The organism is Methanobacteriaceae archaeon (assembly GCA_013403005.1).
GTDB lineage: Archaea > Methanobacteriota > Methanobacteria > Methanobacteriales > Methanobacteriaceae > Methanobacterium.
Genome location: JACBOA010000001.1, coordinates 294,826 through 314,445, shown reverse-complemented (window position 1 = coordinate 314,445; position 19,620 = coordinate 294,826). Strand labels below are relative to the sequence as shown.

General features: G+C 34.1%; 22 protein-coding genes and 1 CRISPR repeat array (1 of these 23 only partly in view). Of the genes, 13 read left to right on the top strand and 9 right to left on the bottom strand.

Annotated elements, in window-relative coordinates; genetic code table 11:
• Nucleotides 1–92 precede the first annotated feature (92 nt).
• Complete coding sequence (locus tag HVN35_01510) at nucleotides 93–572, bottom strand: DUF308 domain-containing protein (GenBank protein NYB51230.1); 480 nt, start codon at nucleotides 570–572, stop codon at nucleotides 93–95.
• 302 nt (nucleotides 573–874) lie between these two features.
• Nucleotides 875–1,387: a DUF308 domain-containing protein gene (locus HVN35_01505; GenBank protein NYB51229.1), complete on the bottom strand. Its 513-nt coding sequence runs from the start codon at nucleotides 1,385–1,387 to the stop codon at nucleotides 875–877.
• A 339-nt stretch (nucleotides 1,388–1,726) separates the two neighbouring features.
• On the opposite strand from HVN35_01505, the gene HVN35_01500 reads away from it, so the two are divergent.
• Nucleotides 1,727–2,242 (top strand): DUF308 domain-containing protein, encoded by a 516-nt coding sequence (locus tag HVN35_01500; GenBank protein NYB51228.1) that lies wholly within the window; start codon nucleotides 1,727–1,729, stop codon nucleotides 2,240–2,242.
• Between the two features lie 205 nt (nucleotides 2,243–2,447).
• Here HVN35_01500 and HVN35_01495 read toward each other — a convergent pair whose 3' ends face one another.
• Nucleotides 2,448–2,603, bottom strand: a complete 156-nt coding sequence (locus HVN35_01495; GenBank protein ID NYB51227.1) for a hypothetical protein — start codon at nucleotides 2,601–2,603, stop codon at nucleotides 2,448–2,450.
• Between the two features lie 377 nt (nucleotides 2,604–2,980).
• Between HVN35_01495 and HVN35_01490 the strand changes: the two genes are divergently transcribed.
• A complete protein-coding gene (locus HVN35_01490; protein ID NYB51226.1) occupies nucleotides 2,981–3,397 on the top strand; it encodes a ribbon-helix-helix protein, CopG family in 417 nt (138 codons plus the stop codon).
• Nucleotides 3,398–3,541: 144 nt separating this feature from the next.
• On the opposite strand, the gene HVN35_01485 is transcribed toward HVN35_01490, so the two are convergent.
• Together HVN35_01485 and HVN35_01480 are read right to left on the bottom strand one after the other, a co-directional pair.
• Nucleotides 3,542–4,402, bottom strand: a complete 861-nt coding sequence (locus HVN35_01485; GenBank protein ID NYB51225.1) for a heavy metal-binding domain-containing protein — start codon at nucleotides 4,400–4,402, stop codon at nucleotides 3,542–3,544.
• A gap of 70 nt (nucleotides 4,403–4,472) precedes the next feature.
• Nucleotides 4,473–4,796, bottom strand: a complete 324-nt coding sequence (locus HVN35_01480) for a YbjQ family protein (protein ID NYB51224.1) — start codon at nucleotides 4,794–4,796, stop codon at nucleotides 4,473–4,475.
• Nucleotides 4,797–5,140: 344 nt separating this feature from the next.
• Between HVN35_01480 and HVN35_01475 the strand changes: the two genes are divergently transcribed.
• Nucleotides 5,141–5,617: a DUF308 domain-containing protein gene (locus tag HVN35_01475; protein NYB51223.1), complete on the top strand. Its 477-nt coding sequence runs from the start codon at nucleotides 5,141–5,143 to the stop codon at nucleotides 5,615–5,617.
• Between the two features lie 65 nt (nucleotides 5,618–5,682).
• Here the strand turns inward: HVN35_01475 and HVN35_01470 are convergent, their stop codons facing one another.
• Entirely contained in the window at nucleotides 5,683–5,883 is a 201-nt protein-coding gene (locus HVN35_01470) for a DUF2116 family Zn-ribbon domain-containing protein (protein ID NYB51222.1), read from the bottom strand.
• A gap of 105 nt (nucleotides 5,884–5,988) precedes the next feature.
• On the bottom strand, nucleotides 5,989–6,669 hold the full coding sequence (pyrH, locus tag HVN35_01465) for a UMP kinase (protein ID NYB51221.1): 681 nt from the start codon (nucleotides 6,667–6,669) through the stop codon (nucleotides 5,989–5,991).
• Between the two features lie 540 nt (nucleotides 6,670–7,209).
• On the opposite strand from pyrH, the gene cas6 reads away from it, so the two are divergent.
• Genes cas6 through cas3 form a run of 5 tightly spaced genes read left to right on the top strand, consistent with a single transcriptional unit; the run spans nucleotide 7,210 to nucleotide 13,126 of the window.
• The gene (gene cas6 / locus HVN35_01460) at nucleotides 7,210–7,944 is read left to right on the top strand and encodes a CRISPR-associated endoribonuclease Cas6 (protein NYB51220.1); all 735 of its coding nucleotides are present in this window, start codon (nucleotides 7,210–7,212) and stop codon (nucleotides 7,942–7,944) included.
• A complete protein-coding gene (gene cas8a1, locus HVN35_01455; protein ID NYB51219.1) occupies nucleotides 7,941–9,293 on the top strand; it encodes a type I-B CRISPR-associated protein Cas8b1/Cst1 in 1,353 nt (450 codons plus the stop codon). The genes cas6 and cas8a1 overlap by 4 nt, the downstream gene beginning before the upstream one ends.
• Entirely contained in the window at nucleotides 9,286–10,278 is a 993-nt protein-coding gene (cas7i, locus tag HVN35_01450; GenBank protein ID NYB51218.1) for a type I-B CRISPR-associated protein Cas7/Cst2/DevR, read from the top strand. The genes cas8a1 and cas7i overlap by 8 nt, the downstream gene beginning before the upstream one ends.
• 2 nt (nucleotides 10,279–10,280) lie before the next feature.
• Nucleotides 10,281–10,898, top strand: a complete 618-nt coding sequence (gene cas5b, locus HVN35_01445) for a type I-B CRISPR-associated protein Cas5 (protein NYB51217.1) — start codon at nucleotides 10,281–10,283, stop codon at nucleotides 10,896–10,898.
• Nucleotides 10,899–10,909: 11 nt separating this feature from the next.
• Nucleotides 10,910–13,126, top strand: a complete 2,217-nt coding sequence (gene cas3 / locus HVN35_01440) for a CRISPR-associated helicase Cas3' (protein NYB51216.1) — start codon at nucleotides 10,910–10,912, stop codon at nucleotides 13,124–13,126.
• Nucleotides 13,127–13,130: 4 nt separating this feature from the next.
• On the opposite strand, the gene HVN35_01435 is transcribed toward cas3, so the two are convergent.
• Entirely contained in the window at nucleotides 13,131–13,514 is a 384-nt protein-coding gene (locus HVN35_01435; protein NYB51215.1) for a hypothetical protein, read from the bottom strand.
• A 30-nt stretch (nucleotides 13,515–13,544) separates the two neighbouring features.
• On the bottom strand, nucleotides 13,545–14,039 hold the full coding sequence (locus tag HVN35_01430; protein NYB51214.1) for a hypothetical protein: 495 nt from the start codon (nucleotides 14,037–14,039) through the stop codon (nucleotides 13,545–13,547).
• A gap of 456 nt (nucleotides 14,040–14,495) precedes the next feature.
• Between HVN35_01430 and HVN35_01425 the strand changes: the two genes are divergently transcribed.
• The 5 genes from HVN35_01425 to cas2 are packed head-to-tail and all read left to right on the top strand — an operon-like array spanning nucleotide 14,496 to nucleotide 16,952.
• Nucleotides 14,496–14,729, top strand: a complete 234-nt coding sequence (locus tag HVN35_01425) for an AbrB/MazE/SpoVT family DNA-binding domain-containing protein (protein ID NYB51213.1) — start codon at nucleotides 14,496–14,498, stop codon at nucleotides 14,727–14,729.
• The gene (locus tag HVN35_01420; GenBank protein ID NYB51212.1) at nucleotides 14,726–15,115 is read left to right on the top strand and encodes a PIN domain-containing protein; all 390 of its coding nucleotides are present in this window, start codon (nucleotides 14,726–14,728) and stop codon (nucleotides 15,113–15,115) included. Before HVN35_01425 ends, HVN35_01420 begins: the two co-directional genes overlap by 4 nt.
• Nucleotides 15,116–15,126: 11 nt before the next feature.
• Nucleotides 15,127–15,642, top strand: coding sequence for a CRISPR-associated protein Cas4 (cas4, locus tag HVN35_01415; protein ID NYB51211.1), 516 nt, complete (start codon nucleotides 15,127–15,129; stop codon nucleotides 15,640–15,642).
• Nucleotides 15,643–15,697: 55 nt separating this feature from the next.
• On the top strand, nucleotides 15,698–16,663 hold the full coding sequence (gene cas1b / locus HVN35_01410) for a type I-B CRISPR-associated endonuclease Cas1 (GenBank protein ID NYB51210.1): 966 nt from the start codon (nucleotides 15,698–15,700) through the stop codon (nucleotides 16,661–16,663).
• Between the two features lie 25 nt (nucleotides 16,664–16,688).
• Complete coding sequence (gene cas2, locus HVN35_01405) at nucleotides 16,689–16,952, top strand: CRISPR-associated endonuclease Cas2 (GenBank protein ID NYB51209.1); 264 nt, start codon at nucleotides 16,689–16,691, stop codon at nucleotides 16,950–16,952.
• Nucleotides 16,953–17,308: 356 nt separating this feature from the next.
• A CRISPR array of direct repeats spans nucleotides 17,309–19,620; the repeat unit is 30 nt; unit sequence GCCAAAATCAGACTATTTTAGGATTGAAAT (it continues 4,794 nt past the right edge of the window).

Genomic DNA, 19,620 nt, shown 5'->3' with positions numbered 1-19,620 from the left:
GAACCTTCAAATGTATGATGGATTATACTTTGAATACTTTGATACTGCTTGTGATAAATCTAGAACTCCTTTGATAGAATTTCTGTTTTTTTCTACTCGAATATTGACAGCACACCACTCAGAATCAGCCATATGCCTATTAAAACTCCCAGGTATAATGGGTCGAAGGCAAATGTTCCCAGAATGATGTATAAAATTCCCAAGACTATCCCCAGGACACCAGCCCAGGTAGCATTTTTAAAGTCATTACGGGACAGTAAGGCGATTATACCTGCAATTATCAGGAAGAACCCTGCCAGGTACAGTATGAATCCTGTTAAAAATGCGAATATAGCTGGATTAAAGATCAATCCTATGCCTATGATGAGCACAATTATTCCCAGTATTATATTCAGAATTCCCGCAGTTTTACTGATCTCCATCTGAGATCCGCCTACAATCAGAAGCCAGATTGCTATCATCAAAACTACAAATCCCGTTAGCACACTTGCAGCTACAAGACCAGCTAATGGGAACGCCAATACTATTATACCGAGAATTATGGCCAAAAGACCCATAACCAAATTTTTCATTTAACCCCTCCATTTTTTTTAATATTTTTAAACATAATAAATCTGTAAACATAAAACTATAAAAATTTTCGCCTTTAACTGGCAAAAATCCTCATTATCTCAATTAATGAGTTGAAGAATAAGTTAATACAAATAAGAAATAAAAATATCTTAAAAAAAGTGGCATTATGTTAAAAAAAGGGAATTCTAGAGGGCATCATGAAATTTAGAAAAAATGGGGAAATAAAAAAAAATGAAGTTCGATGTAAGCCTGCTAAGTTTGATATTTTACCCTTATAATATTCACTAATCCCATGTTATTTTTAATCATCTGCTTTTGGTTGGGGAGTGGTGAAGAAGATTTCCATCACACCTGCTAATATCAGGAAAGCTCCTATTATAACTGCCAAAAATAAAGGATTGGCCACGTAAATGCCAACAACCATGTATAATAAACCAAATATAACCCCTAAAACACCAATACCTTTTGATTTTGTGTTTTTACCTGAAAAAAGTCCAGTTAGTCCTGCAACGATTAGGAAAAACGCTACAATGTACAGTGCTAGGAAGGTTAGAAATTCAAAGGCAGGCACGTTTCCCAGAAATCCAATCCCCAGGAAAACTGCGAATATCCCTAAAAGAAGATCAGCAATTCCTGCTGCCAGATTTCTCCCCCAGACATGGAAACTCTGGAAGAAAAACCATATCCCTAAGAAAATGATTCCCAGACCAGTGAGAACACTCAAGGTTAGCACACTAATTAAAGGGAAGGCAATGATTAAAAGACCTAAAATTATAGCCAGAATACCAATTAATGTATTGTTTTTTCCATTCATGTGAAACCTCCAAATTTATACATAAATATACCCTTGTCGAATAACATTTCATACTTGAAGTAATTGGATTTACTACACCAATATTTAAGATTCCATTTAGGATTTATAGTTTACAATTGCAAAAACCTCCCTGTTTTTGCCAGAGCCATTCCATAATAACTGGTCTTTAATCCCAATTATAACCATGATTAAATTCCACCTTTTCCATAAGGCCTTTTATGATTTCTTATAAACTGGTGAATCCTATCTTAAGAGTTCAGGTTCAAAAAAAATTTATAAGTTCACATGAAAGATTATTCATGTAAGGGGCTTGTGGTTAAACTGTGGGAGGTTGATCTAATGGTGCAAGAAAGAAATGTGTTGTTAGGTATTCTATCTATAATACTGGGTTTAATGGTAATAGCATTCCCTTTAATTAGTGTTTTTACTTTTAGTGTTCTGGCAGGCCTGGGAGTACTCATTCTGGGTATCTGGTTCCTGGTTCAGGCATTTGCAGTTTGGGAAGCTAGTAAAGTAAGCAGTGTGGCCTATCTGATTTTAGGAATTGTTGCCATTATTGCTGGAATTGGATTGGTTGGAAATATACTTGCATTGAGCTTCCTGGCAAGCTTTATACTCTATTTAGCCGGGATGTTCCTCTTAATATCTGGTTTGATTGCGATCTTCACCGGAGAAGGAGGATCTGCAAAGGGATTAGGTGGTTTTGGAATCATATTAGGTATTCTTTACATCATCCTAGGACTATATGCATGGGATCCATTCTATTTAGCCCTTTTAATTGGTATTTGGCTGGTGATTAATGGAATATTCCAATTATTTGTCCCCAATAGAAGCATAACTGAAGATACAGAATAAAGACCAACAACAAGCCCCTAATATTTTTCCCCTATAAAGTTGTGCCCCCCAAGATGATTTTATAGGAATATTATGATTTTAGATCTTAGAAAGTTTCTAAATACAATCCGGAATAAAAATATAAAGAGATAAATCTAAGAAAAAGAATATAATGATTTTTTTTTACTTACTATTTTTTTATTATCTGTGACTGAAATGTGATTTTTTATTTAGATTTAAGGTAAAGATACAAACCATAGACCAGAATTATGGCCACAATTAACCAGTATATCCAGTAAACAATGTCTGGAGCTCCTAAGATCAATATTGCAAGAACAATGGCCAAAACGATCATTAAAAAACCCATAGTTTTTTCATTCATTATCACCAACCCCCTAAAATTCAATGCAATGTTATTGAATTTGATCTATGTCCTTTATTAGGAATATTTCTTTGGGTTATATGAAGAATGTAAACATTTATCCCTCAAGATTTATCTGCACATCTGGCTGGTTATAATTACAATTTGAATCCTAAAATCCCTCCTAAATGGTGAAAACTAACATTTTATTCATAATCTGGACTATAATAACTTTAAAAGCTAATTTTCGTCCTCCAATTCAAATCTGATAAGAGTTAGGAATCTGGGCTTTATTGGGTGGTATGATCAGAATGGCCAATATTTAAGAGAAAATGAATGTTTCAGTGGTAAAGTTAATAAATAAAAAGTTTCAATTATTAACATAACCTTTTGGAGGAATGTGTGTGAAGGGTTTAACCAGAATAAGTATATCAATATCCCCCCAATTATTGGAAGAATTTGATGAAGTATTAGAGGAGAGAGGTTATGAAAATAGGTCTAAAGGCATAAGAGATGCTTTGAATGATTATATTTTTCGTTTCCAGTGGATGAATGAGATGGAAGGGGAAAGAGTTGGTTTGATTGCTGTAATCTATGATTATCATTCTGCTGGTGTTCTGGAAGACTTAAATAATGTTCAACAGGAGTATAAAGATTACATCAATTCAGTTATGCACTTTGACCTGAGTGAAGATAAATGTATGGAAGTAGTTGTTATGAAGAGTGATATAGAACACATTAAGAAGGCCAATGCGAAAATTAAGGATTTTAATGGTGTGGAGAAAGTTATGCTGACCAGTGCTGGAAGAAAATAAAATGAGAGATATTTAACATTTCTTAAAATTAAAGATTGAGCATTCACAGTATTGGATGGGCAATTCCACAAGGAGATTAACAAAAAGAAATCTTAAAAAAGTGATTAGTTAATAGGGTTGCTTATAATATGGTAAAAAAGTATTCTATTGATAAACAACCGCCGTGCCCGTGGCCGTAACTATCAGGGCACTTCCCTTTAATCCGCCTATGGAATTGTAATCTATAAAAACCTCAATTACTGTGTTGGCACCCATTTCCCGTGCATCTTCCAGCATGCGCAGTATGGCCATGTTTTTCGCATCTTCTATGTGCATGTTCTCCAGTTTAACCTGATTGGATAATTTGGAAAGGAGATTTGATTCTTTTTCTTTAACCACTGCCTCCCCAGTAACTATACCAATGTGCTTGGTGATTTTACCCCCATGAACATGAGGGATGGAGACAATGGGAACCTCCAAACCCTCAATCATTTCTTTTAGATCAGTATCAACAGTATCTTCAACATCACCATTTTCGCCAGGTTTTAATTCATCTGAATCTGGATTTCTTCTGCGTATTTTTTCAGTGGCCCTGGAAAGAAGGTTCCCCACATAACCTATTAGATAGGTTAAAGTACCTAAAAACACCACAAAGAGGATATAATTTATCAGGATAGGGAATGCAGCTTGTATCATCAGGGCCAGACCACCTAAGGTGAAGAAGTTAATCACTATGGGATCCTTGGGGAAAAGCCAGGCGTATGCATTTATAATTATGAATATTAGTAGTGCAGATATAGCTCCTGTGCTTTTACCGTACATCCTGCGGGCTATGTACGTTTCCACAAATCCTGCGATAAGGGGGGATATTATGAACATTATGTTAAAGCCAAAAATTACCAGATCCGCTTTGACACAGATAACTGCTGATAAAAAACCGATTAAAGTTCCAATCAGTATGGCAGCGAAAGCCCATCGCTTTTCATAGAAGAATGTTAGTAAAGATTCTAACAATTCAATCCCCATTCCACAATTTTTTAGAATTTAAAAGGTTTTAGATCATCAAAATTAAGATTAACTCCTAATTTTACCCTTGTTATTCGTAGGATACTGCTGTGCCGAATACTGTGACCATTATGGTGTTGCCCATGGTTCCACCTAAATTATGGTAGGCAATTCTAGCCCCAATAACAGCGTTGGCCCCTTTATCTCTTGCTTTTTCCTTCATACTATCCAGGGCAACATTACGGGCCTTCTTAAGTTCCTCTTCATAGGCAGATGTCCTGCCCCCCACAACATCCCTTACACCTGAAAACATATCCTTATAAACATTGGCACCTAACAGTGACTCACCAGTGACTAAACCATAATATTCTTTAATGTTTTTCCCCTCAATGGTTGGAGTGGTTAGTACAAGCATTTTAACTACCTCTAAAATTGATAAATAACTTTTATAATTTTTTATTGTAGTTATATATCTCCTTTATAGTATTTGAGTTTAAAAGCTAAAAAAAATACCAAACCCCAAAAATTTTTAGATAGAACCATTAATTTTTCCCAGCCAGGGATGAGTTAATGAATCAAAACCTTAATTTTCCAACCGTGGATATCATCACCACTAGGTTTAATATAATCTACTCACAAAAATTAGACTGGCAATTTAATCTGATTCAACTGGATGAGGGTTAATGGCAAAAGATCAGTTGGGGAAAATAATTGATTCAGCTAATGTTCTTATGGATTAAACATCTAGAGGTTGTTTAAATGAAAAACACGATAGTTGGAATTATTGCAATAATTGTGGCGGTTATTATGATTGCAGCCCCTGTTGTGGGATTAGCAACTCTGGGCCTCATATCAGGACTTATAATATTGGGAATGGGTGTTTGGTTGGCAATTTTAGGTTTCAGTGAAAGAACAACCAACGACTTATGGTTATTCCCCCTCCTGGTTGGATTGGTGGGGGTTATTATGGGCTTAACATTCCTATTTAACACTTCCTGGATAGTTAACCTGGGATTTTGGGCTTACATAATCACCGGAGCACTGCTCATCGTAAATGGATTCATCGCTCTATTTATAGGTGAAAAACAAATCTTAAAAACCTATGCAGGGATATTTGGATTATTATTCGGTTTCCTTTTTGTTATAGTGGGTTACTACAATCTAGACCCTAAAATCTTAGGACTGTTGACAGGTGTGGGGCTTTTAGTATTCGGAATACTGAATATTCGTGAATAAAGTTTGATGATAAAAAAAATCCGCGATAAGCCCTGCTTAAGATAATAATGGGAGAATAAGGGTTATTAGAACCCTATTTTATCCCTTAACATGAAAAAGAGCCATACCAGTATAAACAGGCCGAATAATATGTAGAGTAATCTCCGGTTCTTTTGAATCTTTTTCTGGTTTTCCCGGGCTATCTGTTCACAATTTGGTGAGCAGTACCTTTCACTCATAGGGATGGGAGTGGCACATATAGGGCAGTGTTTATGTTGTTCAATCATGAAAAATACCTCTCTATTTTTTTAGTAGATATAGGATTTGATTTTTACAATTTAAACCTTTAATTCAGTTCCCTTGAACAATGCAAATCATAGAAATTATTAACTTTATTCTTGGTTGGGAACTATTAAAGTTCCAATTTCACCTTTGATGGCTTTTTTAAGATTTTCTGGGTTTTCCCCGTTGAATATGACTGTTTTTATATTGGAACGGTCAATGATCTGTATGGCTGTTTTATCCAGAAATTCGTAGGTCCCTGCCTTCATTTGGCTATCAGCTAATGTTTCCAGCATTTCTCTGGGGGTTATCTCCGGGATCATGGTGGCATCTGGATGTTTATGGGGATCTTTATCATACAACCCATCCACTGAGGTGGCGTTTAAGAGGATGTCCGCATCTACAAATTCTGCCAGGATGCTTCCCACGGCATCTGTGCTGTGTGCGGGTTCGGTGCCGCCCATGACCACCATCCTTCCAGAGGTGGAGAATTCCAGTGCTTCTGCGAAGTTATGGGGGACTCGAGGATAGGCATCTTCACCCAGAGCAGTTATAAGCAGGCGTGCGTTGAGCCGGGTGACTTCAATACCCAGATCATCACACATGGCTTCGGAGGCCCCTAGATCTCTGGCAATGCCAATGTAATCCCGGGCAGTTTTCCCTCCTCCCACCACTACCATGATCTGGTGTTCTCTTGCCAGTTCCTGTAAAACTCTAGCATAATCTTGAAATCTTTTATAATGGTGGTCCTTGATTATTATGGATCCACCTACTGTAATCACAATGCGCATCTCATCACCAAATATTTGATAATCCAATGAATTTAAACCAATTACTGATAGTCTAATTTTAATGCATATATATAATTATAATTTTAAAAATGTTCATCAATGGTTTTATACTTATTTTAAAAACTGAAAACTGATTATTAGCTTTTTTTAAGATAATGTGAAAATTTATCCTCTCTTTTAGTAGTTCCCTTATTGAGGAGGATGAGTCTGTGATTTGCAGTCTATTATAGACTTATCTCCTAAGATTTGTGAAACTTTTTACAACCTTAATTTATTCCATAAATTAACTATTTAATCAATGCATGGACCGTAAGTTTATGTTGAAATATGGATGATGAGGGTAAAACATATACATTTATATATTGGTGTTTACAATTAATATCTTGAAATAAAGAGATGGTGGTTTGGTTTGATCACACCCCCCGTAAATTCATGCCAATAATTGGTTCCTTATAATGATTCAGTAGAACCATAAAACATTAGAATCATAAAAAAATACGAAAATTAATATAATTCTTGGATAGAATTGGATTATGAAAAATGAGATTAAAAATTAGTCTGGCATCAAATAACCGTAATTATTTAATTCCTTATAATTACAACCATATTCTTTCTGCCATTATTTACAGGAAGATCGCAGACCTTGATCTGGCTGCTAAGCTTCATTTTTCTAATGATTTTAAATTTTTTACTTTTTCACAGATTTACGTTCCAAACTGGAAGCGAACACGGAAGGGGATTATTTCAAGGGACGGGAAGTTAGAGTTTTTTATCAGTTCCCCCAACGAGGACTTAATTAAGAGTCTGGTGGAGGGACATCTTGAAAATTCAGTTGTTAATTTTAAGAGGGATGAGTTGCTGGTAGAACAGATTGAGCTTTTAAAAAAGCCATTTTTCAAGGAAAATATGGAAATGAGGACCATGTCTCCAGTTATGGCCCGTATAAAGCGTGAAGTTGATGGTAAACTTAAGATTTGGGACTTGGGCCCTGGGGACGAGCGCTTCTATGAGAGCATTCAGAAGAACCTGATAAATAAGTATACTGCATTCTACGGTGATTACGATGGTGAGAGGTGGGTTAAAATAAGGCCAGATATGAATTCTACCAGGAGGCGCAGGATAGAAATAAAAGGTAACTACCACCGCTGCTTCATGATGAATTTCGAGATAGAAGCAGATTCCAGACTGATAGAATTTGCATATGATTGTGGATTGGGTGAGAAGAATAGTATGGGGTTTGGGATGGTTGAATTGAATAATGGAGGTCAAAGATGAGTGAAATAATTTATGATTTTACTGGAAATCCATTTGTAGATGCGGGGATTTGGGCAATTTCGGAATGGTCGAATAAAAAACCCAATGAACTTAATAAGAAGGACTTTAAAGGAATTATTGATGATGTTGTTAAATTGTATCTTTCAAAAAAATGGTCGAAAAACATCTATTCAATCTTTCCGAACAATCCAATTACTAATCCTTCAGTTAAAAACAAAGAAGAAAGATATTTAGGAATATTAAATGAGTTAATTGAGGAAATAGTTCCATTAGGCAAATCTGGAGACTGCATATCTTGTGGAAGAAGAGATGTAACACACAGATCGGGCAAAGATAAAATACCTTTAACTGGTTCTGGCAAATTAATAAATTATTTCTCATATGGGGTTGATGGTGCAGATTATTGCCCCGCATGTGCATTTGCAGTTCAATTTTCACCTTTGACAATGTATGCATGCGGAAAACTACTATTGATACATTCTAATTCTGAGAAGATAATGAAAATTTGGTCTCGTAAGGCCATTAAAAACATAAATAAACAATTAGCCTCCGGTGAATTTACAGGGTGTTTTAATGAAGAATATACTAACCCTAAAAATGCCCTTTTTCATATTATTCAAGACATGGTTTTAGAATATGATGTAAGATGGATTAATGAAGCTCCTTCAATAAATTGTTATCATTTTACAAATTATAACCAGGGCCCTGATTTAGACATTTATCATGTTCCCACTCCAATCTTCAAATTTTTAGCATATGTACCTCAGCATGAGAAATTTGAGGATTGGTTAAAGATTGTTAGGCGAGGTTATAGATTTGTGAACTGGGAAAAAATTAAAAATGAAAAAGAGTACAAGAACAATCCAAATACAGTTTATGACAATCTGTTAAAGGGAAAATCAATTATTAAATATTTTATTGATAGAAAAAATAAGGAAGCTATTGGAGGATGGGATCTTTTGAGCCATTATCTTGAGGAGGTAAGAAATATGGACGAAAAAAGGATAGATGTAATTAAAAAAGTTGGAGATGAACTAGCAGATTATATAAAAACAGCTGACGATATAAAAACGTTGAAAAAACTAGAAACGGCAAATAATTATAGAAATTATCGCAACCTTCTAAGAATCATAATAAAAAAGAGAATAGAAAATAAAGCTGAAAATCCTTTGTTTTCCTTCGATGATTATGTCAATCATTTATTCCCTGAAGGCAACTTAACTTGGCGAGAAACACAAGACTTGATACTTTTCAGAATTTATGAAGTTCTGCATGATTGGATAATCCAGCAAGGAATTTCAGAAGAATTAATAGTTGAAGAAGATGAAATGGAGGCAGAAAATGTCTAAAACAGTTGTTGGTTTTATGTTAGTGGACGCACCACACTCTGCACTGAACAATGCAGGTGCTGATGCAGGAGACCGGACAGAAAATATAGTAAGAGTTAAATCAATCCGAAGAGGTAAAAAAGTCTATCCTTATGTTTCTGGACAGGCTTTAAGATATTGGTGGAGAGATACATTAGAGAAAAAATACGGATGGAATCTTTCACCGATTGAAAGACAGAAAAAAATTGCTTTTACCAGTGCAAATCCTATTGAATACGATGATGACGATGTTTTTGGGTATATGAGAGCTCTGAAAGCGAAAGAAGGTGGCACAGTAACTAGGATATCTCCATTAAAAACTTCTCCATTGATTTCAGTCATTGGGCAAATCCCAACCCAGGATTTTGGAGTTATGGCTCGTCATGAAGGTGATCCTGTACCTTATGAACATGAATTTTATTCTACAGTCCTTAAAGGTATATTTTCATTAGATCTGGATAGTTTAGGAGTTTTCTATGCAGAAGAAAAAACAGGTTACAAAAATATGTATCCTAAATTAGAAGAAGAAGCTGAAAAAAAAGGACTTACTAAAGATGATGAAAACTGTAAATGGATAATGCCTGATGATATAAGAATAAAAAGAGCCCAGGAAGTTATTAAAGCCCTCCCATATCTTCAGGGAGGAGCAAAGTTAACATCACATTTAACTGATGTGTCCCCAAAATTCATAGTTCTAGCAGCAATTGATGGTGGTAACCATATTTTCATGAATATCGTGAAAGAAGACAATGGAGAATCAGTGATTGACATTGAAGCGCTGAAAGAAGTTATAAATGAATATGCTGATTGTTGCCTTACAGATATTTATATAGGTCGCAGAAAAGGGTTTATGGATGGCTTAGAACAGGAAATTGCAGAATTAACCGAAGATAATGAAAATATTAAATCAGGAACCATCAAAGAGGCTGTAGATCAGTTTGCAGATAAGATTTCAGAGCTGATGTAACCATGAAAGCTTTAAGAATCCTGATTGAAGGTTGGGTAACCTCTTTCAGGTACCCTGCCTTTATCAGTGGATTTCAGCCAACTTTACCGGTACCACCACTAAGTACAATTTATGGTATTATATCTGCTGCTAAAGGCGATCTAGTCACCCCAAAAGATTTATCAGTTGGCTATGTGTTCAGTCACCAGGGAAAAGCAGTAGATTTAGAAACCATATATGAGTTATCAGGTTTACAAGGTAAATCGAACGTTATTAAAAGAGAATTCTTAGTGAATCCAGAAATTTACCTATATTTAGATGATCTGGATTATCAGGAATACTTTAAAAGGCCTTACTATCCACTTCTATTGGGACGTTCAACTGATCTGGTATCAATTAGTGAAATTAAAGAGATAGAACTTGAAAAACAAAAAAATGTAAAACTCGGGAAAACTATACTGCCTTTTGGGTTAAGTGGAGCATTTGGTACCATTCAAGCACTTCCAACTCATTTTACTAACACGATCCCACGTAAAGCAGTAGGCACGAAACCATTTATTCTGATGAACCAGTTCTTTGACTATTCAGATGAATGTTACTATGATGCAGAAAAAGACTGGGGAGTCTGGTTCCATAAATAAGGGTTATCAAAATGGCACTTCTTGCAAAACCTGATGAAACTATTCTGGAACACACAGAAAATGCATTGAAAGTCTTTAAAAGTATTAAAAAAGCTTACAATAATGTTCCAGAGTTATGTGGAGTTGACGATTTCTGGGAACATCTTTTTTATTCCATTTTTTTCCACGATTTTGGAAAAGGAGCAACTGGCTTCCAGGAAATGCTCAAAGATGAAACGCATAAATTGAGATGGAGATATCGCCATGAAATGTTATCTGCAGGGTTTGTTTCTGCTCTGAATTATGATGATTTGTATAAAAGAGCAATAGGAATCGCCATAATTACTCATCACAAAGATATTAACAAACTTAGAGAACGTTATAACACATTTCCAAGCACTAATGGTAAAAAATTATATCAAAAGAAATTATCGGAATTAGAACCTAATTTTGAAGAACTTTTAAGCTATTTTAAGGTTATAGGAGAATGGAGTGAGGACTATTTAGGATATAAATTGGATAATTACAAGTTAATTCCCTCAATTGATGAATTAAAAGACGTATACAAAGATTCGGCACTTCCATATTATCTCGAATGGGAAGATGAAGAGTATACAACATTACATGGAAAATATGGAATCTTTTTAAAAGGTTTTGTAAATGCTTGTGACCATCTGGCTTCGGGTTCAAAATATGAAATTTTAGATGGAATTAAAGATATGCGCTCCATATTCAACTTTCCTGAGCTTCGTAAAGTCCAAGAAGAGGCTTTAAATATTCATGGAAGCGCTTTTCTTACTTCTCCAACAGGGAGTGGTAAAACTGAAGCATCTCTTCTTTGGAGTGATACTAATCAGAATTCAAGTAAATCAAAAAGGGTATTTTATTTATTGCCTTACACAGCAAGTATCAACGCAATGTATAAACGGCTCCAAAAGGACTTTGGAAATGAAGATTTAGTAGGATTATTGCATGGTAAAGCATCATATTTTTTATATAAAGCGTTATCAGAGGATATAGGTAACTATGATCTAAAAAAAAATAAAATCAAAGAGATAAAAGGATTGTCTAAAAAAATTTACAGACCCTATAAAATTCTTACTCCATTTCAGATACTTAAAGCATTTTTTGGGATTAAAGGATTTGAAATGCAGATTTCAGAAATGACCAATGGTTTATTCATTCTTGATGAAATACATGCCTATGATGCACATACAACTTCTCTCATTCTGGAAATTCTAAAAATTTTGAAAAATAATTATAATGCAGAGATGCTAATTATGTCTGCTACCCTTCCAACATTCATCAAAAATTTATTTAAGGATAATTTAGGTATTTCAACTGAAATAAAAATGGATAAAGAAGAGCTTGAGAGATTTACGAGACATGAAGTTAATGTTATTCAAGGAAACATACTGGATAATCTTGACCTGATAAATGATGATTTAAACGAAGGAAAACGAGTTCTTGTAGTATGTAACACTGTTTTAAGAGCTCAAGAAGTTTTTGAAGAACTATCTGAGGAGATTGAAAATAGTGCACTTCTACATGGTAGATTTATGCTTCGAGATCGAGAAAAAATAGAAAAGTCTTTAGATGATCTTGATTTATTGGTTGGAACTCAAGCAATTGAAGTATCACTAGACATAGACTATGATGTCTTATATTCTGAACCTGCACCTATTGACGCTTTAATCCAACGATTCGGTAGAGTAAACAGGAAAGGATGGGCTAAATATAAAATTGCTCCTGTAAATATTTTTTCGGAAGTTTCTGAAAAGGATAAATATATTTACAACCTTGAAATTGTTCAAAAAACTGTACAAAGTCTCGAAAATGTGGATATTTTAAAAGAAGATATTATTCAGAAACTTGTAGATGACATCTATGCAGATGGATATGTGGGAAAAGATAAAGAAGATTTTGAGAGGGTACAAAGAAATTTTGAATCATTTAACCAACATATAGTTCCTTTTATTAACGATAGTGAAAGTGAAATGGAGTTTTATTCTCTTTTCCAGTCTTATGAGGTAGTTCCATTCAAATATAAGCTTGATTATCTGGACGAAATAGATGAGAAAAAATACTTCGAAGCAATGAGCTATTTCCTTTCTATCAGTATTGGACAGTTTAAAAAGCTTGAAAAGGAAAATAATGTGGAATTAGATGGGAATACCTATTTTGTTGATGCAAAATATGATAGTAGATTAGGTTTAATGTTAGAAGCAGAAGATAACTCCATTATTTAATTTATTAGCCTGTAAGTTTTTTATATGCTAGCTCAAATAAAGGTAACAAATCTTTTGATGCTGTCTTTGATGAATCAATGTAATATATAGCTTCTTTCCACTGCGAATCATATTTTGTCATATCTATTTGCACTTCCAAATTTTCAACTTCTTCTTCATCTAACTTAAAGAAAAATGCAAATGTTTTAGTTCCTATCCATTTGATTCCGAAAGCATTGAAAAAACCAGCTTTGAAAGAAACATAATTTTTATTGTATTTAGTTTCTAAAGACCAGTTATTTTCCTTAATAATTGATTCTACTTCTTCAACATACCTAATGAATTCTTCAGCACTATTTTTATTATACTCTTTCTTATAAAAGTCTAGATCATACGATTCTAATCCCATTACTGGCTTGATTTTCCCTTTTACCTCTTTTTATAATTTATTTACTAATAAAAATTGATTTTCTTCATCAACCCACCTTTGTACTTCAATCAAATCAACAGGATAATTAATCTTATCCACAAATTCTAAAGTAGATCTTAAGATATTTGGGGCAATTATTATAATTCTGACTTCAAAATCATCCCAAGTAATTGTCAAATTATCAGGCTTTTCTTCACATTCTAACCATAAATTTTTTATCCCATCTGGATTTGTTTCTGCCCAGATAGCATATTCAAGAACTTGAGGAATAATAGAAGAGTTTACATCTGCATTTTTCATTTCAACAATACAGATATTCCCATCGTAATCCACACCTACTATATCCGGTATGCCAGATTTATTCCCACCCCTTATTTGCCTTTTTATTAAGAATATATCTTCTAAAATTTCCTGAGTATTGAAAACTATTCTTTCAAATTCTTCTTCTGATTTAAAAGATTTTGACAGGAGACTTTTTGTGTATTCTTTAGTTTTCCAAAACAAATTTGCTATATTAAAACCCCAAATTTAGTTAAATCACTCATGTTATAAATTTTTATCCACTTATCCACCTCCAAAAATTGAGTGTATTCAGAAGCATCATGTTCTTTTTAGCATTAATTTAACGGGACTGTATAGTTAATGGATGTTGGAGTGTTCATCAAAATTTGAAATTCGTTAATATGGTTATTTAACCAAAAAAAGATAAATTATGGTAAGATTGTTTGCAAATATCGTTCAACCCCTAATAACTTTACAACTCCCACAATGGGAAAATTTTTTATAAATCCGTTATCTAGGAATTGAATTTTAAAAAAAAAAAAACTTATCTCCCACTGGCGAGAAAATCTAAGATATTTTGAGCGAAGACTTTCTTGATCAATCCTTTTTCATACAAAAATAGGTTGCCTTTGAAAATTATAAATACTTTGAAAAACAAGATTTCAAATAGTGATGAACATGACTTCAGAAACTAAAATTTCAAAGGGCTTTCAAACTGTAGTTCCATCCGATATACGAAAAAAGTTTGATGTTGGCCCTGGAGACATTTTAGAATGGAAACCCACCAAAGAAGGGGCAGAGGTCAGATTTCGAAAGAAAGTAACCATAGACGACATTTTTGGGATTGAGGATGGGCCAGAAACCGATGCTGTGGAGCTTAAAAAGAAAGTACAAAAAGGAGAAAAGCTTTGATATTCATTGATTCCTCTTTTTTTATCGCGGCCATCAATAAAAAGGATCAGTGGCACGAAAAAGCTGGTGAAATTCTTCCAATAATTAGAAATGAAGAAAAAATCACTTCAGAGCTGATTTTATCAGAATCTGTAACACTAGTTGGAAGTCTTTTCGGTGGTAAAACAGGGCTAAAACTTTTTAATTATATTTTAGATAATCATGAAGTTCGTTATGTAGATAAAGAGCTAAGTTTCAATTCTATGAATACTTTTCTCAAGTACGATGGAACATTATCCTTTGCAGATTCGGTTTCTATAGAAATAATGAGAGATCTGCAAATAGAAAGAATGGTTTCGTTTGATTCTGACTTTGATAAAGTTGATAATATTATAAGAATTCATTAAAAGAGATTAAAATGCTTTCAGACTCCGAAAAAGAACTCAGGATAATTGGAACTCAAATAAATTATTATTTCATCTGCAAGATGAAACTATGGCTTTTTTCTCACCACATCCAGATGGAACATGAATCAGATCTTGTATCCCTTGGAAAATTGCTCCACCAGAAAAGCTACAATAATGAAAAAGAGTACACAATCGATAATTTAATAGCTGTTGATTTTATTAAAAAAAGGGAACATCTCGAGCTTCATGAGGTTAAAAAGAGCAGTAAAATGCAAAAAGCTCATGAATACCAGCTTCTCTATTATATGTACTACCTAAAACATGAAAAGGGCATTAGAAACATTAAAGGTATAATCAACTATCCTAAAATAAGAAAGAAAACATGTATAGATTTAGATGAATCTAAGGAGAAGGAACTAAAAAACATAATCAAAGAAATAGTCAATATCATTAATAATGACCCTCCAAAGCCTGAAAAGATGAAGATTTGCCGGAGATGTGCATATTTTGAGTTTTGTTGGGTGTGAAAGAATAGGTTGTAAAAAATACTCATGAAGGATCATTTTATAGGATTGGTGGGCTATGAAGAAGAACTATTATTTGCTGTCAGATGGGTTGCTTAAAAGAAGGGAGAACACAGTTTACTTTGTGAATAAAGATGGCAAGAAGCCCATTCCAATTAACAAAATTTATTCAATTTATGCCTATGGTTCATTAACTTTCTCATCCCAGGCAATGCATCTTCTAGCCAAAGAGGGAATACCAGTTCATTTCTTCAATTATTACGGCTATTATGATGGGAGTTTCTATCCAAGAGAAAAGCTGTTATCCGGGGATCTGATTATAAAACAAGCTGAACATTACTTGCACGATGAGAGGAGAATTTTTATAGCTAAAAAGTTCGTGGAAGGCGCTGCAAAGAACATGGAAAAGGTTTTGAAATATTACAACCTTGAAAACCAGATAAACACAATATTAGATGATTTAGATGGCTGCAGAAGGACAACGGAAGTAATGAATGTAGAAGGCAGAATACGTGCTGATTATTATAAGAAAATGAATGAAATTCTCCCTGAAAGTTTTAATTTCGATAAAAGAGAAAAAAGACCTCCAAAAAATATGATAAATGCACTTATAAGCTTTGGAAACTCCATGCTCTATTCTACAGTATTATCCGAGATTTACAATACTCAACTCAACCCCACCATTAGTTATCTTCATGAGCCCTCTGAACGCAGATTTTCCCTGGCACTTGATTTAAGCGAGATTTTCAAACCAATCCTGGTGGATAGGCTAATTTTCTATCTCGTGAATAAGAAGATGCTAAATGAGGCTGACTTTGAAAAAGACCTTGATTACTGTCTTTTAAATGATAAGGGAAGGAAAACTTTCATAAAGCAATATGATGAAAGACTTAAAAATACCATTAAGCATCGAGAACTTAACCGGAAGGTTTCATACAAAAGACTGATACGGCTTGAGGCTTATAAACTCATAAAACATCTTTTAGGTTCCAAGGAATACAAACCATTTGTGATGTGGTGGTAAGGACAGATTTTGAGAAGATGATCAGATGTATGTGATTATTGTCTATGATATAAATGTTGATCGAGTGAATAAAGTCAAAGGATTTCTCAGGAAACACCTTTACTGGATTCAAAATTCAGTTTTTGAGGGAGAGGTAACTAAAAGTGAGCTTGAAGAAATAAAGACAGGCTTGCTGGAAATTATAGAAAAAGATACTGATTCTGTGATAATATATCAGTTTAGAACTGAGGATGCTTTCAATAGAAAAGTTTTAGGAGTTGAAAAATCACCCATAGACGGCATAATATAATTTAATGGCTTTAAATTAATTTTCAAATATTTAAAACATTTCATTTTGGTTTTTTAAGGTATTATAAACGATCGTTTATCATTAGAACTTAACAAGCCCGATTAAACTAACTTATTGTTATTTTTTAGTTAAATTTGTTTAAAATAGATTTCTTATATTTTTTAAAAATATATCCCTCATCCGAAATGTAAATAAGTAATTTGACTATTTAGAATATATTTTTTTCTTTAAAAATTTGTATTCTGTGAGTCGTTGATCCTTATAAAAGAATTAGTGAATTTACAATCGACATTTTTAAGTAGTTCAGAGGCCAAAGGATAGTATGCATTTAGAGGAATAGGGCATATTTCCGGCCAGCCAAAATCAGACTATTTTAGGATTGAAATAAAGTTGCTTTTATCTGCGATTTGGGCCTGGTCCTTGCCAAAATCAGACTATTTTAGGATTGAAATCATGACAATGACACGCCCCACAATTGACACGATAAAGCCAAAATCAGACTATTTTAGGATTGAAATTCTTACTCTCTACAAAAGTTTCCTCAGTTGTGGGAAGCCAAAATCAGACTATTTTAGGATTGAAATTATTTCTCAAGTAACATACCACTATGCTCGAGGAAGCCAAAATCAGACTATTTTAGGATTGAAATAGCAGTGTATAATGCTCTAGTCTTTGTTTTAGATGCGCCAAAATCAGACTATTTTAGGATTGAAATGCCGTTACTTCATCAAATGAAGGAGTCTGCAACAAGCCAAAATCAGACTATTTTAGGATTGAAATATAGTGATATCGAAGAAATAATAAGCTGGTTTAAAGCCAAAATCAGACTATTTTAGGATTGAAATGTTGGTGTAGCTTATTGGTGTAGCTTATTGGTGTAGGCCAAAATCAGACTATTTTAGGATTGAAATGAAGATGTTCTGAAGATGTTCTGAAGATGTTCCGAAGGCCAAAATCAGACTATTTTAGGATTGAAATGAACAGCATAGCAACAGCAACAGCAACAGCACCAGAGCCAAAATCAGACTATTTTAGGATTGAAATGCAGCAGCACTTAAAACAGGAGTAGATTTGGGGGTGGCCAAAATCAGACTATTTTAGGATTGAAATAACCTCATCCACAAACACACCAACATTATCACGCATCGCCAAAATCAGACTATTTTAGGATTGAAATGTTAAGAATTTTGAAGTTCCAACCATATACCAGTTAGCCAAAATCAGACTATTTTAGGATTGAAATCTTCTAATATCAACATATTCTCCATTTAAGTTATTAGCCAAAATCAGACTATTTTAGGATTGAAATCATCACAGGCGACCCAGACGCAGACCCAGATGCGGCCAAAATCAGACTATTTTAGGATTGAAATTCCGTAAATAGTTTGAGCGTGTCTGATTTGTAGGGTGCCAAAATCAGACTATTTTAGGATTGAAATATATGAATACGATTGATAGTATTACTCACCTTGCCGCCAAAATCAGACTATTTTAGGATTGAAATAATTCAAAACTCTGGCAGGGCTTTCATAATGAAAAAGCCAAAATCAGACTATTTTAGGATTGAAATGGACTTTGGGTGGAACAACCCAGAGTGCTGAAACACGCCAAAATCAGACTATTTTAGGATTGAAATGGAGTTCACCGTAACAGCAGCTGGTGCTATCCGTGCCAGCCAAAATCAGACTATTTTAGGATTGAAATAATGTGTGGGGGTTCTAATATAACCCTCACCCTTTTAGCCAAAATCAGACTATTTTAGGATTGAAATGTGGTAGTCTAAATTCTATAGTATGTTCATTTTTTAGGGCCAAAATCAGACTATTTTAGGATTGAAATTGAATGGGAAGAAGAGGGACCCATAAGTGATATGGGTGCCAAAATCAGACTATTTTAGGATTGAAATATGCGATGGAACTTATGTTAGTCAAGGGATGGTAAGCCAAAATCAGACTATTTTAGGATTGAAATCACTGTGAATAGCTCCAGCCCCGACAAAACACTCCGCCAAAATCAGACTATTTTAGGATTGAAATATACTAATCAACTCCATACATTTTTATTACTTTAAGGCCAAAATCAGACTATTTTAGGATTGAAATAAATGTTAATAATAATAATTGCTTATAAATGAACTCGGCCAAAATCAGACTATTTTAGGATTGAAATTGGTTCATGTCTTGGTGCTGGTGCTGGTCCTGGTGGCGCCAAAATCAGACTATTTTAGGATTGAAATCTGAAACGGATGTACTGGGCGAATAACTGGTTTATAGCCAAAATCAGACTATTTTAGGATTGAAATCAAACCGGTTTTGTGGTAATTGGAACACTAAACAGGAGCCAAAATCAGACTATTTTAGGATTGAAATCCGTCAAAGAGGAAGTGATATACTTTCTTTGAGTCTAAGCCAAAATCAGACTATTTTAGGATTGAAATGTGCTAATCTCCCCGCAACACAGCAAACTGTTTATCGCCAAAATCAGACTATTTTAGGATTGAAATTTCGTGTCTATATTCAGTATAGAGGACGGTGCTGTGCCAAAATCAGACTATTTTAGGATTGAAATCAAATGGTTAGTCAGTGCTGTAATATCATCCAAGCCGCCAAAATCAGACTATTTTAGGATTGAAATTTTATTAGAACACAGACATGGGCGTCCAACGGCT

Coding starts and splice junctions, on each gene's coding strand:
- HVN35_01475 (NYB51223.1), top strand. CDS start 5,141: ATGAAAAACACGATAGTTGGAATTATTGCAATAATTGTGGCGGTTATT.
- HVN35_01510 (NYB51230.1), bottom strand. CDS start 572: ATGAAAAATTTGGTTATGGGTCTTTTGGCCATAATTCTCGGTATAATA.
- HVN35_01495 (NYB51227.1), bottom strand. CDS start 2,603: ATGAATGAAAAAACTATGGGTTTTTTAATGATCGTTTTGGCCATTGTT.
- cas3 (NYB51216.1), top strand. CDS start 10,910: ATGGCACTTCTTGCAAAACCTGATGAAACTATTCTGGAACACACAGAA.
- cas4 (NYB51211.1), top strand. CDS start 15,127: ATGCTTTCAGACTCCGAAAAAGAACTCAGGATAATTGGAACTCAAATA.
- HVN35_01500 (NYB51228.1), top strand. CDS start 1,727: ATGGTGCAAGAAAGAAATGTGTTGTTAGGTATTCTATCTATAATACTG.
- cas2 (NYB51209.1), top strand. CDS start 16,689: ATGTATGTGATTATTGTCTATGATATAAATGTTGATCGAGTGAATAAA.
- cas1b (NYB51210.1), top strand. CDS start 15,698: ATGAAGAAGAACTATTATTTGCTGTCAGATGGGTTGCTTAAAAGAAGG.
- cas5b (NYB51217.1), top strand. CDS start 10,281: ATGAAAGCTTTAAGAATCCTGATTGAAGGTTGGGTAACCTCTTTCAGG.
- cas8a1 (NYB51219.1), top strand. CDS start 7,941: ATGAGTGAAATAATTTATGATTTTACTGGAAATCCATTTGTAGATGCG.
- HVN35_01480 (NYB51224.1), bottom strand. CDS start 4,796: ATGCTTGTACTAACCACTCCAACCATTGAGGGGAAAAACATTAAAGAA.
- cas6 (NYB51220.1), top strand. CDS start 7,210: ATGAGATTAAAAATTAGTCTGGCATCAAATAACCGTAATTATTTAATT.
- HVN35_01435 (NYB51215.1), bottom strand. CDS start 13,514: ATGGGATTAGAATCGTATGATCTAGACTTTTATAAGAAAGAGTATAAT.
- HVN35_01425 (NYB51213.1), top strand. CDS start 14,496: ATGACTTCAGAAACTAAAATTTCAAAGGGCTTTCAAACTGTAGTTCCA.
- HVN35_01490 (NYB51226.1), top strand. CDS start 2,981: ATGTGTGTGAAGGGTTTAACCAGAATAAGTATATCAATATCCCCCCAA.
- HVN35_01485 (NYB51225.1), bottom strand. CDS start 4,402: ATGGGGATTGAATTGTTAGAATCTTTACTAACATTCTTCTATGAAAAG.
- HVN35_01470 (NYB51222.1), bottom strand. CDS start 5,883: ATGATTGAACAACATAAACACTGCCCTATATGTGCCACTCCCATCCCT.
- pyrH (NYB51221.1), bottom strand. CDS start 6,669: ATGCGCATTGTGATTACAGTAGGTGGATCCATAATAATCAAGGACCAC.
- cas7i (NYB51218.1), top strand. CDS start 9,286: ATGTCTAAAACAGTTGTTGGTTTTATGTTAGTGGACGCACCACACTCT.
- HVN35_01505 (NYB51229.1), bottom strand. CDS start 1,387: ATGAATGGAAAAAACAATACATTAATTGGTATTCTGGCTATAATTTTA.